Raw genomic sequence first — 16,576 nt, forward strand, 5'->3', positions numbered from 1 at the left:
GCTTCGGCTTCGCGGAGAATACTGATGATCTGTTCGTCGGAAAAACGCTTCTTCATGGGGATGTCCTCATGTGGCTTATGAAGACATTACTAACATCGGGGTGTACTAATCAACGGGGAGCAGGTCATTAACGGCATCCTGATGATACAAAGTAACAACGTGCGTAATGTATCCGCTATGCTGGCTTGATTTCAATAGTTGTTTTGAGTTTGGTTTTGTCTGAAATGTTCAACAAATCCTGCCGTCCACTTCTGGCACAAAGCGGACAGTGATCACCGTTCTTACGACTACTTTCTGACTTACTTCGTGACTTGCCCTAAGCATGTTGTAGTGCGATACTTGTAATGACATTTGTAATTACAAGGGGTGTAAGACATGGGTAGCATTAACCTACGTATTGACGATGAACTTAAAGCGCGTTCTTACGCCGCGCTTGAAAAAATGGGCGTAACTCCTTCTGAAGCGCTTCGTCTCATGCTCGAGTATATCGCTGACAATGAACGCTTGCCGTTCAAACAGACACTCCTGAGTGATGAAGATGCTGAACTTGTGGAGATAGTGAAAGAACGACTTTGTAATCCTAAGCCAGTACGTGTGACGCTGGATGAACTCTGATGGCGTATTTTCTGGATTTTGACGAGCGGGCACTAAAGGAATGGCGAAAGCTGGGCTCGACGGTACGTGAACAGTTGAAAAAGAAGCTGGTTGAAGTACTTGAGTCACCCCGGATTGAAGCAAACAAGCTCCGTGGTATGCCTGATTGTTACAAGATTAAGCTCCGGTCTTCAGGCTATCGCCTTGTATACCAGGTTATAGACGAGAAAGTTGTCGTTTTCGTGATTTCTGTTGGGAAAAGAGAACGCTCGGAAGTATATAGCGAGGCGGTCAAACGCATTCTCTGAACCAAAGCATGACATCTCTGTTTCGCACCGATGGTGACACTTCTGCTTTGCGTTGACAGGAGATGTATGGGTCCACCACATATTGCAATTTTTACTCTCACGTAAAATATAGTCCACTGGCGTCATCAGTTCGAGTGATTTATGTGGCCTTTTGCTGTTATACAGCACCAGATATTCAGCCATTCTTTGATTAAACAAATTCAGGTCCTCAAAAAGCAACAATTCATTGAATTCAATAAATTGTTCTCTAAGTGTCCGGTTAAATCGCTCACAGGTCGCATTCATTTTCGGTGTGTACGGATAGGTCCAGATGTGTTTAATCGAGGCTTCCTGTAGCGTTTTATCAAAGTTACCGAGGAACTCCTTACCGTTGTCAGTGACAACTTGTCTGATAGCGACAGGAAAGAGCTTTGTGGCCTTGCTGAAGAAATGGCTGGTAATATCGCTGTTGAGTGAAGGGACCGCAAGGGCCAGCGCATAGTCGCTGTGCTCGTCGATCATGGTAATGATATAGCGGCGTAGGTCCCCCATCCTGAGTTCAATCGCGTCCATCCCTATGAGTTCGCCTGTTTTTACCGGGCGGTATTGTTTTGGTCTTCTGGGCTTCACTGAGCGTTTTTTTATCAACCGGGCTTTGCCCCTGGCGCTGAGGCGTACGGGGATCATCCGCATTTTATCGTGAGCACCAGCAATGATTCTTCCAATGGTTGACGTGCTGGGACAGGTAAAATGCCGCGCTTCACACCATGGTTTCAGCCTGACAAAAATCTGCTCTTTGCCGAGATTGGGTAACTCAGTTCTCAGACGCCTGATCTCCTTGAGTACATCAGGATGCCAGTGCCTTGAACGGCGAACCAGAGGGGCTTTGCTTCTTGGAATTAGTGCTTCTGGACCACCGGTGCGCAGTAACCGGCGCCACCAGTAGAGTGTTCGCGTTGATACGTCTAAAGCATCAGCTGCGGCACGGATCCCGTGCTTATCCCAGAAGTTCAGAGCCTTCATTCTTAACTTCGCAATCTCGGGCATAAGAGAGTGTTTCATCGCATAAGCAGTTGCTGACGATCGGCGTCCTGATTGCTTTCGCGCCGCTGGCTCTGGCGAGCGCCCAGACCGATATTTCCGTTTCCGACCATAGCTGGATCAAAGGTCAGCAGGACGCGCTGGCCGCCATGAAGGAAGACCTGCAGGGCCATCCGGCAACAGATTGGTCTGTGTTGCCACAGCGACAACAGGATCTGATTAGCCGCCTGCAGGGCGATATCGCCGCGCAAACCAACGCTATGGGGGAAAAAGACACGTTCCCGGCTATTTACTTTGTGAGCCTCGGTATTCCGCGCGAAGGTCTGCTGTCCATGCTGAAGGATGCCCGTCGTTTCAACATACCGCCAACGTTGCGTGGACTGGTCAATAACGACATGCGACAGACTGCGGCGGCCATGTTTGAGCTGAATAAGGAGGACAAGGACGCCGGCGTACAAATCGATCCAACGTTATTCACTCAGTACAACATCACCACGGTGCCCGCCCTGGTGGTGACCTGCCCTGGCCATCATGACGTTATCCGGGGAAGTCTGCCCCTGCAGCAGGCGCTGGAAAAGGTGGCAGAAAGCGGTGATTGTGCAGCAACAGCCCGCCATCTCCTGGAGGCTGCCAGATGAAAAAACTCCTTTCAACGATGCTGATGCTTTTCCCGCTCCTGGCTGGTGCAGCCGATCCAGCCTTTGAGGCGGGTGCGAGTTTTGGCAAGGGCAATGCCTCCGCCGGTACGGGGGTCCTGAAAAATCCGGGTACCGTCACAGGAACAATACCAGGCTATACCGCTAACCCACCGGAGAAAGGGTATTACGGCGGTGTGAATGGCGGCGACGGCGGACTGGCAAACAAAGGGCAGGCGGCCTTGCAGGGAAATGATGCGGCACAGTCGGTGATCAGTTCCGGTACCAAAAACCCGGCCCCCACAATTGACCCGAACGCCCCCTTTATTACCATCGGAAAAAATGCGGAGGGTACGGCAGGCGGGATCATGAATGGCACCAGTCAGCAGTGTAAGGAGACGACGGTATCAAAATCGACGTTTGAGAACTTTACCTGCGATCGGGATGTGGCCACCATCCAGACGTGCGGAAGAACAGCCAGTATCACCGGGCATTATGAGGATAACTACAGCTATAAGACCATCACCATTGATTCAGACAATCTGGACGTCAGCAGCCCGGAAGTGTCGTACAGCATGCCGGAAGGAACGGTGTATTCAGCGACGATGAATTACACGTTCAAGAAACATTTAGCGTTCAGCAACGATCTCTGGTTCAGGGTCTGGATGACGGCACCAAGCCACCTTTCACCATTCGGGAGTGGATGACGCAGGAGCGTTATGACAACAGTTGGCTGTTTATTTCCACTCAGGCCCGACATCGCAAGAGTGTGCGACCACTGATCTCACTTTGGGTGTCGCTGGCCACATTGTTACTGCAGAGCATGGGGGAAAACAGTGAGCGCCGCGTGTGGTTCATTCTTGATGAAGCCCCGAGCCTTCAGCGCATCCCGGAGCTGGCTGAAACGCTGGCGGAAGCACGTAAATTCGGCGGATGTTTCGTGCTGGGAATGCAGAACATGGCGCAACTGGTTCACGTCTACGGCCGCGAGCTGGCAAAAAGCATCTTTGACCTGATGAACACCCGTATGTACGGACGTTCGCCGAGCGCCGAGATGGCCAAAGTAGTTGAAGAGGAGCTGGGCAACCAGCGTAAGCGCAAAATCCGTGAGCAGAACAGCTACGGTCTGGATCAGGTGCGTGACGGTGTGTCGCTCGGTAAGGACGAGGTGAATAACCCGATTGTCGACTACGAGCAAATCATGCGTCTGCCAAACCTCAACTTCTACGTGCGCCTCCCGGGTGAGTATCCGGTCGTCCGTCTGAAGCTGAAATACCGTCCATTCAAAAAACGCCATGCTGGCCTTATCGAGCGCAATATCCGCGATGCGCTCAGCCCGGAGCTGGAGAGGGTTATTCAGGAGAATGAGCGTGCAGCGGCCATTGCAGGTCTGACGTTCCCGACCGGTGACGAAGTGCTGGAGAAGGGGAGCGAGACATCCTCTGCAGATGACGGTCCCGCTCCGGTTTCTTCTGCAGGGGCATCCGGCTCACAGGCAACACCGGTCGTCGAAAAAGTGGCTCGTACCCGAATGGAGGAACCGAAACCCTCGCGCAGCGCTGCGCCTGAACGGAAGCCAGTACCAGTCAGGGAGCCAGACATATCGCGAAAAGAACCAGCAGTAACTGAAAATCACAGGCCGGTGACAGCCCCTGTCACCGGAGACAAAAAAGACAATGTTGTCTCTCTTCGGCCCTCGAAACCTGCACCAAATCATCAAAAAGGGACCGCGTCCCTTAATCCGGAAATTCCAGCAGCACTGCAAAAAATCCGCAGCAGAACCCAGCTGGATATTCCCTCCGAGCCTGCTGCGGCTGGCGCGCTGGGAATGCTGAAACGGCGGCTCAGTACCGGAGCCACCTCAGACGGAGGCGAAGATCAGGCCAGCGAGAATGCGGGCGAATCCATGAACCTGGATATGAAGGTGACGGCACTGCCTGACGGTGGCCTGAGTCTGACGACGGCAGGGAAGTCAGTGACACCGCAAACCCCGGATGAAGCCCACAGCACACATCGCAAGCTGGCGCAGGAAGAAGAGAACATTTTACTTCACCGTCACGCGGACGATCCGGGTTACGACGAAAACGACCATTACTATTACGACAGAGAGCCTGAATTATGATGTCAGTCGCCCCAGTAGCGTCAGCCGGCGAGGCTGCAGGCTACTACAGCAATTCCGATAACTACTATTTTCTGGGCAGCCTTCAGAGCCTCTGGATGGGGGAAGGTGCAAAAGCGCTGGGCCTTGAGGGCAATGTCCGTGGCGATGATCTGACGGCCGTGCTCGAGGGGCGTCTTCCGGACGGCTCACGGCTTGGCAAGGAGGTTAACGGACAGCATGTCCACCGCCCGGGTCATGACCTGACCTTTTCAGCCCCCAAAAGCGTGTCTATTCTGGCACTCATCGGTAACGATAAAGAAATGGTGGAGGCGCATAATCACGCCGTCCGTGTGGCGGCCGGCTATGTGGAGAAGCTCATCTCGGCCCGCGATACGAAAGACGGCGTTACGTCCATCGTACACACCGGCAAGATGGTAGCGGCCGCCTATACGCATGATACCTCGCGCAATCTTGACCCGCAGCTGCACACCCATCTCCTGATTGCCAACATGACGGAGTATGCGGGCAAATGGAAAGCCCTGGCCACGGACTATATCCATAACGCCGGCTTTATCGAGACCGTCATGAAGCACCAGGTCACGCTCGGGAAAATCTATCGCAGCGCGCTGCGTGAGCGGGTTGAAGCACTCGGTCATGAAGTGGAAGAAGTAGGCAAGCATGGTATGTGGGAGATCATGGGCGTTCCGGAAGACGTCAGGGACGAATATTCTTCACGGGGCCGGGAAATTCAGGGGGCCGTGGGGGCTGAAGCCACGCTGCGCAGCCGGGATGTGGCCGCCAAAGACACCCGCAGGGCGAAAGTTGACCCTTCACGTATGCGCCTGATGGAGCGCTGGCTGGGCCAGATGAAGGAGAAGGGATTTGACCTGAAGGCGTATCAGGAGAGCGTGGTGCCGCGTGATGCAGGTCTTCGTGAGACCGCGACTCATCCGGAGCGAGATCACCTGGCTAAGCCGGTTCCTGCCGGGCCTGAACTGGCTTCTCTGCAGACGTCGTCCACGGCAGAAAAGAGCGTCGATACACCTGCTCAACCCGCAGAACGGGAGAGCCAGTCCCGTCAGCCTGTACCACAGCAGATTGACACGCTGAGTCAGCCGGCACAGACCAGACCCGAAAAGACGCCGGCGACCAGGAGCTTTCCTGCAGCGCAGCTGGACACTGAAATACCCCGCCCGGAACTGACTGAGGCTGTCCGTCTGGCCATCTCGCAGCTCAGCGACAGTAAAACGCGCTTCACCTTTGGCGAGCTGATGATGACCACGGCGGAGCTGAGCGAACAGCTGCCGGAGATTCAGGATATTCGCGTGGCCATCGATGCGGCGCTGAAGGACGGCATGATTGTGCCGCTGGACAGTGAGAAAGGGGTCTTCACCTCCCGTATTCACCTGCTGGATGAACTCTCGATCCAGGCGCTGAGTCAGGAACATCTCAAATCCACAAAAGTCGTCAGTTTCACCCGTCCGGCGCAGTACGCGCCGGCGGCGCTGGAAGTCGTGGAGAAAGACGCCCTGGTTCTGATGAATGCCCCGTCAGGCGTAGCGGGTATCCGGGACCTGACCGCGCAGCTGGCCGGTATTGCCGGCGCGAACGGTCGTGACGTTCAGGTGCTGGCCAGCTCTGCCGAGCGCGCCATTTCGCTGGCGAAATCCGACGATTTGCGGGAACGGATTATCAGCCGGCAGCATGTTCTGAGCGGTGATTTCCACCTGAAACCCCAGAGCACGCTGATTATCGAAGGGGCAGAGCGTCTGGGGCTAAAGGAGACGCTGGTTCTGCTGGGCGAAGCGCGCGCGCAGGACGCACAGCTGGTCTTTCTCGACAGTGCCGGGCGTCAGGCGAACGGTAATGCCATGTCCGTACTGGAGTCCGCGGGGGTTGCCCGCTCCCGCCGCACTGAGCCGGCGCCCAGACTGGAGGCCGAAGTGGTCAGTATTCCGAACAAACGCGACCGTTACGAGGCGCTGGCCAACCGGTTTGCAGAGCTGAGCGGAGGAACTGAAAACGTCACCGCCGTCGTGGTCGGCAGACGTGAACAGGCACAGCTGACGGGCCTGGTACGTGAGGCGCTGCAGAACGCAGGGCAGCTGGGCCGCGATGGCGTGGAGATAGAGGCCCGGCAGCCGGTCTGGCTCGACAGCAAAACGCGCCGCATGCCCGGTTCATACCGTCCCGGCATGGTGCTTGAAGATCGCGCGGACGCAAAAGAGCGTAAGTCCTATGTGATTGACCGGGTGCATGAGGATACGCGAGTCCTCTCGCTCATCGATGGTGATGGCGTGCTGACCCGGATGAAAATCGGTGATATCAGCGCTGACTGGCGTCTCTTCAGCCGTGAAACCCTCAGCGTGGCCACCGGCGAAAAACTGCTGTCCGTGGCGGGCGACCGCGAGCACAGCCTGAAGGCCAAAGATCGTCTTGAGGTGACCGGGATAAGTGAAAAGGGGATTGAGGTGAAACGGGGGGAAGACACCCTGACGCTGCCAAAAGACCAGCCGCTCTATCTGTCACATGCTTACGTGACCGCGCCGGGTGGACGGGATAACGACACCGGGGTGGTCCTGGCCGCGCTGAACAGCCGCGACATATCGACCCAGACCATGAACTCATTGGCACAGAGTGGCCACCGGGCGGAAGTGTTCACAGCCGAAGTACAGGACCGGGCTGAAGCCCGGCTGCAGCGCATGAAGACAAATGCCTCTCCCGTGCAGCTGGTCAGAAACCTGAGCGGTCACCAGGACATCAGTCAGGCGGTTGATTCACTACATGACAGAGTCCGGACTGACGCGGGCCTGGCCGTCTGGCGTGCCATTAACGACCAGCGCACCGTGGTGATCAGCGAGCTTAAGCTGGCGACGGAAGCGCAGAAATATCATCCCGACCTTGAAGCCATCGGGAATGAAATTGGCGCGATGATTAAAAATGGCGAGCTGTTGTCCGTATCCGCAGGGGGAGAGCCGGTACTGGTTTCCCGGTCCACCTGGGAGATGGAGAAAGCCATTCTGCGTGTGGTGGAGGAAGGGAAAGGTACGCAGCAGCCGTTGCTGGAACAGGTACCGGAGGCCGTGCTGAACGGCCTGACGGATGGACAGAAAAAGGCGACCACCCTGGTGCTGGGTACCACGGATCAGTTTATCGGGATTCAGGGCTATGCTGGCGTGGGGAAAACCACTCAACTGAAGGCGGTGATATCTGCACTGGAGACCCTACCGGCGGACGTTCGTCCGGTGATGACGGGGCTTGCTCCTACGCACCAGGCGGTGAAAGAAATGAGCGACGTCGGTGTCCGGGCGCAGACCATCAAATCCTTTGTCGTTGAGCATGACCAGGCGACGGCCGGAGGCGGGAAGCCTGACTATAAAGGACAGGTGTTTCTTATCGATGAGTCATCAATGGCAGGCAACCAGGATACGGCGGCACTGTTCCAGGCCATTGCCAGCGGCGGCGGACGTGCAGTCTCGATGGGGGATATCGACCAGTTTGAAGCGGTCGACGTGGGCGCGCCGTTTAAGCTGATGCAGGAGCGCAGCCCGATGGATGTGGCCATCATGAAGCAAATCGTCCGTCAGAAAGACCTGCAGCTGCGCGGCGCCGTTCACGACATCATTGATAACCGGATCGATGCGGCCCTGCAGCGGATTGAAACCCAGCCGGCTGACCGCGTGGCGCGTAGCGCTTCAGCCGCGCTCCCGGAGAGTGCGATTCAGGAAACGGAAACGCCTGTTAACGACATCGTGGCTGACTGGAAGGACCGGACACCGGAGGCGCGGTCCCGTACGCTCATCATTGCGCAGCTGAACGCCGACCGTAAGGCGATAAATGCCGGCATCCATGCCACGCTGGCAGCGCGGGGAGAACTGGGGGAGAAGGCCATTAAGGTGCCTGTGCTCGATAAAATCACCCATACCCGCCATGCGTTCAATAAAACAGAGGCCTGGGAGCCGGGAATGGTGGTTAAACGCGGTGACCGCTACCAGGATGTGGTGGCCGTTGACCGTAACGGCAGCACGGTGACGGTACGTGATGAGGAAGGGAAGATTGCTCTGGTTTCACCGAAGGAGCTGATCACCGGTGACGTGCAGCTGTTTCGCCGCAGCGAGATGGAAGTCCGTTCCGGCGATCTGCTTAAGTTCACGGCGACCGATCGCGAACAGGGGCAGATGGCCAACCAGCGCTATACGGTGGAGTCGGTCAGCGAGGAGGGGAATATCCGTCTGAAGGGGGAGAACGGTCGCGTCACCATCAATCCGGAGAAGGTCCGGGCGCAGCAGCATCTCGACTACGGCTGGGCCGTCACCGGCTACGGCGCACAGGGGGCCAGTAGCGATTATGTCATTGCGCTTGAGGGCACGAAAGACGGACGTAAGGCACTGGCTTCCCGTCGTGCCTTCTACATTTCAGCCTCACGCGTGAAAGAGCACGTCCAGATATACACCGACGGGAAAGCGGACTGGGTTAAGGCGGTAAAAACGCCGGAGCGTGATATCAAAACGGCGCACGATGCGCTGGCACCAGAAACGCAGCGCAAACAGGCGAAAGCCATCTGGGCAATGGGGCAGCCGGTGAATAAAACGGCCATCGGTCGCGCCTGGGTGCGCCATCAGGGCATGCAGGATGCGTCACTGACGGCAAAAATCATCCCGGCCACCCGGCGCTTTCCTGAACCGGCGCTGGCGCTGCCGGTGTATGACAACAATGGCAGGAGTGCGGGCCTGGCCCTGGTTTCCCTGGTTGCCAGCCCGGAAGGACGGATGACGCAGGGTGAGACCCGGATGGTCATGACAGAACGCGCCCGTGGCGCCGTGCTGCAGCGGAGTCAGTCCGGAAACACGATAGTGGCCAGCGACCTGACGGCTGCACTCGATGCAGTACGAAATAATCCAAAGGACGGCGTGGTCTGGCAAACCGGTGATGAACCACCTTCAGCATGGCTGCTTAAGGTAAGCGGTGGGACAAAACAGGATGTGTCACCAGGTATTGTCTCCACGCTGACGGACGAACAGAGCGTACAGCAGCTGCGTGAGCAAATGCTGGCAGACCTGGTTCGCAATGAAGAAGCCAGTCGGAGCAGGCAGCCGGAGTCGTTGCTAGCGGAAGTTCCACAGGAAGAGGTGATCAGACTGAAACCGGAAGACATTAACCCGCGTAAACCGGAACCACTCAACCCAGATGCAGATGTAATCGCCAGGGTGAGAGGTGAGGAAAACACCGATGGACGGGAAATAAAAGCCGCTGCAGGCGTCAGAAGTGAGCTGGAAGGTGCTGACAAGGCATCCGGTGAACAGTCGCGGGCATCGCGTGTGATTGCAGATCTGGCAAACGCGGAACGCGACATGCTCAGGGCGGCAGAAAATACTGAACGCGGCCGCACGCCGGAGCGTGAAGAACAGACTCTCACCCGAACCATTCAGAAAGAACGTTAATCCCCTTTTGACCATGAGAATCAATCTATGAAAGCAAACAAATTAACTGCATTAATAGTTACAACATACATTGGCTTTGTTTCAATGGCACACGCTTCGGCCCCTCAGGCGGTATTCAGTCCGGAGCAGGAGGCTCGTATCGGAGAAATCGCTGCCGACTATCTGATCTCCCACCCGGAGATTCTCGTGACGGTCAGTCAAAAGCTGCAGGAACAGCAGGAGGTACGTAAGCAGAAAATGTTTGCACTCAGCGTGATGGAGAATCAGGCGAACCTTCTGCATGATCCGGACACACCGGCTTACGGGCCTGAAAATGCAAAAGTCGCGGTGATTGAATTCTTTGATTACCAGTGCGTGTTCTGCAGCCGCTTTGCGCCGGAGCTGGAGAAGGTTATGAAAGCGCAGCCGGACGTCCGCTACCACTTTAAGGAGTGGCCAATTTTTGGTGGTCGCTGGGAAGCTTCATTTCAGGCAGCACAGCAGGGGCTGACGGTCTGGCAAAAGAAAGGGCCGCAGGCCTATGTCACCTATCACAATGCCATCTACGCCACCGGTCATAATGAAGGCAAACTGACGGCGGAGGATATTCACGGAGCAGCGTCAAAGGCGGGACTGACCACCCCAGCTCCTGGCGACCATACCGCATCCCTGGAGAAAAACAGTAACCTGGCTGAGGCGCTGGGACTCACCGGAACGCCGGGGATCATCGTCATGCCCGTTAGCGGAGCGACTCCTGATACCATCACGGTTTTCCCGGAAGCCGTAACCGCTGAAAGACTCCAGGCAGCAATCCTGAAAGCCACGGCCAGATAGAGGATTTCAATTTCCTGTTTGCTGTGCCAGCCACATATGCAACCAACTTTTTTTAGCATATAGTTAAGTTCAGTAGTAAAATGCAGCGCCTCGTCGAGAGATGATGATTATGGAGTCCGTCGTCGTGAAATTTAAAATCCAGCACTTGCAGGCCGCAGTGGCACTGGTTCTTGCCAGTTTCCAGCCGCAACCCAAAGCGGTTGCGTGTCAGCCTACGATTGTTGAACGGGTTTACGAAATGGGCTCCAGAGTCAACAAAACCGATATCAGCGAGCTCACTGTTGCTCTCAATGACGTAGCTGAAGAATTACGCTCAAGTCGCATTGAGCTGGCCCGGTATGCAGACAGCGATTTCTCCGGCGCTATCAAAGTCGCCAGCGACATCAGAAATCATACTATCCATGTCGCAGGTATCGCAGAGTCCTTTGTTCTGATGTTGCCGGAAAAAAACATCATTCAGTCGTATGACAGGAATTCTGTTGAGTTTGCGTTCTTTAAGGCCATTAAGATGGTCAGTCTTGCGACCAAAAACTACCTTAGTCTGATTGATCAAATCACGCGAACGACAGAAGTGCGTGACTCTGGAATCAACCTCTCGGCCATGAATCACCTGCTGGATTCAGGCGACAGGGCTGCGGCCAAATGGCGTTAACGGCTGAGTACAGTCATGTCACGTGGGATTCGTTTTTCCAGCCCACGTTTGCCGTTTACCCTGAGCTGGAGAGTCAGCTACAGGCAGAGTTCATCACGTATAAATCAACTGGCGCACCGTCGAATCTCCTTGGAAGGGACGCCCCCTTTGATTTCCCGCCATTCGCTGTCGATGCTAACGTCCAGCATATTCACGTTAATCTGCATTTCCAGCTCACCTGGAGTGCCAGACAAGAGAATTACAACCGTACCTCAGATCATTATCTCATTTACACAGAACACATGTGGGATAGCGGCCGCTTTCTGCTGATGGGGCTGATAACACCGGCTCATGAACGTATGCCAGCGAGAGATACCCGGTTACTCAGCTACTTTTCTGAAGTTGCAGAAGATTTTCACGCTTCATAACCCTCAAAATCACATATGGTACCCGGCGAAAGAACGAAAAGGACCGGCCATCCCGCATATCCAAACCACCCCGGTTCAGAAGGGGAAGCAGGATAACCGGCAGACCTACTTTAACGGAAGTTCCACTGTTGAACCATTCGAGAAAATCGCGCAGCCTGCGAGCATCTTTGCACACTATCTTGTTAACTTATCATCTTGGTATGTTATTAAGTTCATATCAGATCCAGACGGTCACGAGCCGTGCGCAGGCGCGCTTCGCCGCGGCGATCGTACTGCTGGGTGGTGGTGACGCTGGCATGCCCCATGGCATCCTTTACAGTGATTAAGTCCTCGCCGTTATCCAGCATGGAGGTCGCAAAGGTTCGCCTTAAATCGTGCGGTGCGCATTTTGCAATCCCAGCCAGGCGCTGGCGCACCTGCAGGACATGGTACACCGTCTGGTCGGTAAGCCGGTCGTTCGTCAGGGTGTCAAAGCGGCGGATACGGGTGAATAGCGGCCCGTCTTTTTCTCCCCGCACGTCATCGATCCACTTTCTGAGCCGCTGCCAGGTGCCCGCCGGCATATAGGCCAGCCTTTCCTTGTTCCCCTTACCCAGTACCCTGAGCGCCCGCTCATCTGTGACAATGTCACACAAATCGAGCCCCACGGCCTCCGAGCGTCGCAGGCCGCAGCCGAGAATGACACCCAGCATCGCCGCATCGCGCACCCCAATGCTGGAGTCATCGGCCTCGCAAGCACCGAACAGCGCCCGGATCTCCTCCGGCGGCAGGGCCCGGCCGCGCGGAAGACGGCTGCCGCGCAGGTTACGGACCGCCCGGATGTGCTGGAAGCTCTCCACGTCCATCAGCCTGAGCATCCAGGCTTCCTTCGCCACGCCCTTGAGTGCCGAAAGATAGGTGTTGACGGTGGCGGTGGCCCGGCCGGTGTCGCGCAGCAGTTCGGTCACGGCCATCACGTGATGGCGCCGCAGGCTGCCCCAGCTGCAGGACTCCAGGGAGGCAGCTCCGAGCATAACGGCGACGATGTTCAGGAACGAGGCCATGGTCTGCCGGCTGCGGTGGGAATTGAGTGAAAGCAGGTAGGCCCGGGCCGGGCTGACCGGGGCATTCTCACCTGACAGCGCCGGCAGGAATTCCTCACTGGCTGCGGGCAGACTCAGCTCCGGTTCGTCATCGGGAATCAGGATCATGTCGGGCTCCGTCCGGCGCGCTGCGTAAAAAATCGGGGGCAAACTTACTGTCAGAGCGTACCGCAGAAAGTCTACTTTTTCAAAGGTACATTTTAATAAGCAGAAAAAACTGAAACCATTCTTCGGTCATTGCAGCTCGAACAGCTGTTGACGGTCAGATTCGGGTAGGTGCCTGTACGCTGTAACGCTGCTAATTTAGCTTAACCACCATAATAAAGAGGGAATGTTAACAATGAATCAAAAATGGAAGACGCTGTTAATTTCGGTATTAACTCCGTCTGGCATCATATCAGGGATCGCGCTGACTGTGCTCTGGGGATATTTCAGTCGTCTTGACAGACTCGATGTTTTCTTTGAGGTGATGAGCATCAAGAGTCTATTCGCTATGGTCTGCTGCGCAGCCGTATTCTCATTAGCGATTCTGTTATTTATCTTTTTTATAATCTCTATATTCATGCCGATTATCATTCCTCTGGACATCAATAATCTTCCTACATACAATAAAATTCAGAATAACTTTTTATCGATACTGATGCTGTCAGGACTGTTCCCGATGGCGTTTATCTATGTATTTTACTATGCTTTCGATTTCAGCCAGGCCGTAAAAAATAATTCAGGCTGGCTGTCTTTGCTAAGTATCGGTGTACTGACCATAATTATTTCCTGCCTGATAAGCCGAAAATATCTAGAACACGACTTATCAATTAAAAATACGAAGGTGAGATGGATGCGGCGATGCCAGATTTATGTGGCCATCCCGCTCTGTATAGCACTGCTGGCGCATCTTCAGGTGTTTCCACTGGAAATAGTATTCAGGAATATTTCTGCTTCAACTGAAAAGGTAAGTTTCAGGATCGTGGCCGGAATGGCGTTCATGTCTTATATGGTTTTTTTTATGACAATTTTGCCTGGCCTCGTTTACCTCAGAATGGATGCCAAGGATAAACTCCCCAAAAAAATTAGCACTTCCCTGATAGTGTCTCTGATGATACTGTTATTTATTTCTACAAAAATAACTGTTTTACCTGTTATATTTACTCATTCCGTCATTAAACTTTCAGGTATAAGTGATTTCAGCACCCACAGCTATATTATAAAATCTAGCGAGTATCCGGAGGAGTTTTTTTCTAATTCAGTTTGGGATAGGAAAAAAATCAAAGCAGGAGAATATTACTCGGTTCGGGCTGTTTCTATATTTACCACCAATCAATTCAGTTTTCTTTGCCCTGAAGAAATAATCAAATCCTATAGGGAAAGCTGGAAATTTAATCCGCTGGATTCTGAGTTCGATACAGATGTCAGGCTTAAACTCCAGAAAGATGCCGCTTACTGCGTACCGGTTTCAGCGACAGCTGTAAAACGCTGGGATGTTCCACTCCAGTAACCGAAGTTTGCAACTTCGTTCCTAATAAGGGTATAAGTACGAAACTTATACCCTTCATTATCATTTCCCGGTAGATTTACTGGGTTTCAATCCGGGTGTATTACCGGGCGTATCCTTATTATCGCGACGACGTTGATCTGGCTTTCCTGTTGACTTGGCAATTGGTTTGGGACCTGGTTTTAAACCCATGATACGGATTCCTGAGTTTCAGAGGGACATCCTCAATATACATATATGGGATCCACTGTACCTTATCAAGTTATAAACGCAAAATGTTCCCGACAGATGACCGGTACGGAAGATTATATCTCTGCCGATCAAGGATGCGTCGAAAAAATGGAGTATACCGCTCCAGAACTGGCGACTGGCGATTAGTGGTTTTATTATCGAGTTCGGTGACTGCCTTAGCGATCACCTTTCATATATTGGAAGTTACACAGAATTTCAGGCTTAAAAAAACAAAAGGAACATCTTGAGAACCTTTAGAGGATAAATCTGATTGTTTTGCCGGATTAAACTTCACTATTTATTAAAATTCGCATTTTGCAGCTTCGCTCCCACTAGGCCGTAAAGGAGGGCGGCAGGGTAGAGCCACAAAACTATTCACTTTTATAAACAACTTGAGCTTTGCGCATTAAACCCTTGCCGCAGGCGGTGAACCGCATATCCGGCACAGACAGTCAGTTTTTCTGGCAGCTTAAATTTGACACAGCTTAATATAGTGATTCATTAAACAGGTTCAGTATTCTGCCAGAACGTTTTAGTCGTTATGGGCGTCCGTTGTAGTGGCACACTAAATTTGGCCACCTGATGAAAGGTGATATTCTCACCACAACACAAAACAGGTGACTTAATGAACAAGAAAACCAAACGAACCTTCCCCCCTGAGTTCAGGCTGGAATGTGCACAGCTGATTGTTGATAAGGGCTACTCATATCGACAGGCCAGTGAAGCGATGAATGTCGGTTCAACCACGCTTGAGAGCTGGGTACGCCAGCTCAGGCGAGAGCGCCAGGGGATTACGCCCTCTGCCACACCCATTACTCCAGACCAGCAACGTATCCGCGAGCTGGAAAAGCAAGTTCGCCGTCTGGAGGAACAAAATACGATATTAAAAAAGGCTACCGCGCTCTTAATGTCCGACTCGCTGAACGGTTCACGATAGCCGCCAGACTAAGTGACAGCCACACGGTTGTCAGCCTGTGTTCTGCTCTGGAAATACACCGCAGCAGTTACCGGTACTGGCGAAAACGACGCGATACGGTTAATCCGGCACGAGTCAGGTTGTGCAGCGAAATACGCCGGGCGTGGAACCAAAGTCGGGGCTCTGCGGGCGCGCGCACTCTGGCTGAAATGCTGACTCAAAACGGCGTCCCGATGAGCCGTTACCGTGCCGGGCGTCTGATGAAATATCTGAACCTGAGCAGTTGTCAGCCCGGAAAACATCAGTATAAAAATGCCCGTCAGGAGCATACCAGCCTGCCGAATCTGCTTGAGCGTCAGTTCGCAGTACCGGAGCCAGACCGGGTATGGTGTGGAGATATTACGTATCTCTGGGCAGGAAATCGCTGGTGCTATCTGGCGGTTGTTATGGATCTTTTTGCCCGCAGGGTTATCGGCTGGAGTCTGTCAGCGCATGCCGATACCGCACTGATAAGCAGTGCCCTGCGGATGGCCTATGAGACGCGTGGCCAACCCCGGGATGTCATGTTCCATAGCGACCAGGGAAGCCAGTATACAGGCCTTAAATATCAACAACTTCTCTGGCGTTGCAGAATAAATCAAAGCGTCAGTCGGCGGGGAAACTGCTGGGATAACAGCCCCATGGAACGCTTCTTCCGCAGTCTGAAAACAGAATGGGTGCCAACGAATGGTTACGCAGGCAAGGACGAGGCCCGGCAGCAAATTAATGATTACATATTGAACTACTACAACAGCGTCAGACCTCACCATTATAACGGTGGGCTGACGCCGGAAGAGTCAGAGAACAGATACCATTTTTACTGTAAAACTGTGGCCAGTATTACTTGA

Annotated in this window: 12 protein-coding genes and 3 pseudogenes; 12 read left to right on the forward strand and 3 right to left on the reverse strand. The window is 53.9% G+C overall.

The annotated features are described in order from the left end of the window. Window positions 1-252: 252 nt before the first annotated feature. Window positions 253-351, reverse strand: a pseudogene (ydfV, locus tag APU11_RS29050) (protein YdfV); the annotation flags it as partial. A 24-nt stretch (window positions 352-375) separates the two neighbouring features. Between ydfV and relB the strand changes: the two are divergent. Together relB and relE are read left to right on the forward strand one after the other, a co-directional pair. After that, window positions 376-615, forward strand: a complete 240-nt coding sequence (gene relB / locus APU11_RS23170; protein ID WP_004196370.1) for a type II toxin-antitoxin system antitoxin RelB — start codon at window positions 376-378, stop codon at window positions 613-615. After that, window positions 615-902, forward strand: a complete 288-nt coding sequence (gene relE, locus APU11_RS27405) for a type II toxin-antitoxin system mRNA interferase RelE (RefSeq protein WP_000323025.1) — start codon at window positions 615-617, stop codon at window positions 900-902. Before relB ends, relE begins: the two co-directional genes overlap by 1 nt. 66 nt (window positions 903-968) lie before the next feature. Here relE and APU11_RS23175 read toward each other — a convergent pair. After that, a pseudogene (locus tag APU11_RS23175) lies at window positions 969-1,943 on the reverse strand (IS481-like element ISKpn28 family transposase); the annotation flags it as partial. Window positions 1,944-1,954: 11 nt separating this feature from the next. Between APU11_RS23175 and trbC the strand changes: the two are divergent. The 7 genes from trbC to APU11_RS27410 all read left to right on the forward strand — a co-directional run bounded on the left by trbC (window position 1,955) and on the right by APU11_RS27410 (window position 11,971). Beyond that, a complete protein-coding gene (gene trbC / locus APU11_RS23180) occupies window positions 1,955-2,560 on the forward strand; it encodes a type-F conjugative transfer system pilin assembly protein TrbC (RefSeq protein ID WP_060578728.1) in 606 nt (201 codons plus the stop codon). Further along, the gene (locus APU11_RS23185; RefSeq protein ID WP_239691341.1) at window positions 2,557-3,264 is read left to right on the forward strand and encodes a hypothetical protein; all 708 of its coding nucleotides are present in this window, start codon (window positions 2,557-2,559) and stop codon (window positions 3,262-3,264) included. The genes trbC and APU11_RS23185 overlap by 4 nt, the downstream gene beginning before the upstream one ends. After that, the gene (locus APU11_RS23190; RefSeq protein ID WP_239691342.1) at window positions 3,261-4,679 is read left to right on the forward strand and encodes a type IV secretion system DNA-binding domain-containing protein; all 1,419 of its coding nucleotides are present in this window, start codon (window positions 3,261-3,263) and stop codon (window positions 4,677-4,679) included. Before APU11_RS23185 ends, APU11_RS23190 begins: the two co-directional genes overlap by 4 nt. Further along, the gene (gene traI / locus APU11_RS23195; RefSeq protein ID WP_013087229.1) at window positions 4,676-10,099 is read left to right on the forward strand and encodes a conjugative transfer relaxase/helicase TraI; all 5,424 of its coding nucleotides are present in this window, start codon (window positions 4,676-4,678) and stop codon (window positions 10,097-10,099) included. The genes APU11_RS23190 and traI overlap by 4 nt, the downstream gene beginning before the upstream one ends. Before the next feature lie 27 nt (window positions 10,100-10,126). After that, window positions 10,127-10,912 (forward strand): DsbA family protein, encoded by a 786-nt coding sequence (locus APU11_RS23200; protein WP_013087230.1) that lies wholly within the window; start codon window positions 10,127-10,129, stop codon window positions 10,910-10,912. A gap of 124 nt (window positions 10,913-11,036) precedes the next feature. Continuing rightward, entirely contained in the window at window positions 11,037-11,564 is a 528-nt protein-coding gene (locus APU11_RS23205; protein WP_225986326.1) for a hypothetical protein, read from the forward strand. Then, complete coding sequence (locus APU11_RS27410; protein ID WP_023338064.1) at window positions 11,555-11,971, forward strand: type II toxin-antitoxin system YafO family toxin; 417 nt, start codon at window positions 11,555-11,557, stop codon at window positions 11,969-11,971. The genes APU11_RS23205 and APU11_RS27410 overlap by 10 nt, the downstream gene beginning before the upstream one ends. 212 nt (window positions 11,972-12,183) lie before the next feature. Here APU11_RS27410 and APU11_RS23215 read toward each other — a convergent pair whose 3' ends face one another. After that, window positions 12,184-13,161, reverse strand: a complete 978-nt coding sequence (locus APU11_RS23215) for a tyrosine-type recombinase/integrase (RefSeq protein WP_013087234.1) — start codon at window positions 13,159-13,161, stop codon at window positions 12,184-12,186. Between the two features lie 232 nt (window positions 13,162-13,393). On the opposite strand from APU11_RS23215, the gene APU11_RS23220 reads away from it, so the two are divergent. From APU11_RS23220 to APU11_RS27800, 3 genes and pseudogenes are all read left to right on the forward strand, one after another. Then, a complete protein-coding gene (locus tag APU11_RS23220) occupies window positions 13,394-14,545 on the forward strand; it encodes a hypothetical protein (protein ID WP_013087235.1) in 1,152 nt (383 codons plus the stop codon). Window positions 14,546-14,808: 263 nt separating this feature from the next. Continuing rightward, a pseudogene (locus APU11_RS27795) lies at window positions 14,809-14,999 on the forward strand (hypothetical protein); the annotation flags it as partial. Between the two features lie 363 nt (window positions 15,000-15,362). Then, a protein-coding gene (locus tag APU11_RS27800) for an IS3 family transposase (RefSeq protein ID WP_099516394.1) occupies window positions 15,363-16,576 on the forward strand; the annotation gives its coding sequence in 2 pieces (ribosomal slippage) (window positions 15,363-15,657 and window positions 15,657-16,576; 1,215 coding nt in all).

Origin of the sequence: Enterobacter sp. 50793107 (assembly GCF_001463365.1) — a bacterium.
Taxonomy (GTDB): Bacteria; Pseudomonadota; Gammaproteobacteria; order Enterobacterales; family Enterobacteriaceae; genus Enterobacter; species Enterobacter cloacae.

Excerpts from the sequence above, each read along its gene's own strand:
- relB (WP_004196370.1), top strand. The coding sequence starts at position 376 with ATGGGTAGCATTAACCTACGTATTGACGATGAACTTAAAGCGCGTTCT.
- relE (WP_000323025.1), top strand. The coding sequence starts at position 615 with ATGGCGTATTTTCTGGATTTTGACGAGCGGGCACTAAAGGAATGGCGA.
- APU11_RS23185 (WP_239691341.1), top strand. The coding sequence starts at position 2,557 with ATGAAAAAACTCCTTTCAACGATGCTGATGCTTTTCCCGCTCCTGGCT.
- APU11_RS23190 (WP_239691342.1), top strand. The coding sequence starts at position 3,261 with ATGACGCAGGAGCGTTATGACAACAGTTGGCTGTTTATTTCCACTCAG.
- traI (WP_013087229.1), top strand. The coding sequence starts at position 4,676 with ATGATGTCAGTCGCCCCAGTAGCGTCAGCCGGCGAGGCTGCAGGCTAC.
- APU11_RS23200 (WP_013087230.1), top strand. The coding sequence starts at position 10,127 with ATGAAAGCAAACAAATTAACTGCATTAATAGTTACAACATACATTGGC.
- APU11_RS27410 (WP_023338064.1), top strand. The coding sequence starts at position 11,555 with ATGGCGTTAACGGCTGAGTACAGTCATGTCACGTGGGATTCGTTTTTC.
- APU11_RS23215 (WP_013087234.1), bottom strand. The coding sequence starts at position 13,161 with ATGATCCTGATTCCCGATGACGAACCGGAGCTGAGTCTGCCCGCAGCC.
- APU11_RS23220 (WP_013087235.1), top strand. The coding sequence starts at position 13,394 with ATGAATCAAAAATGGAAGACGCTGTTAATTTCGGTATTAACTCCGTCT.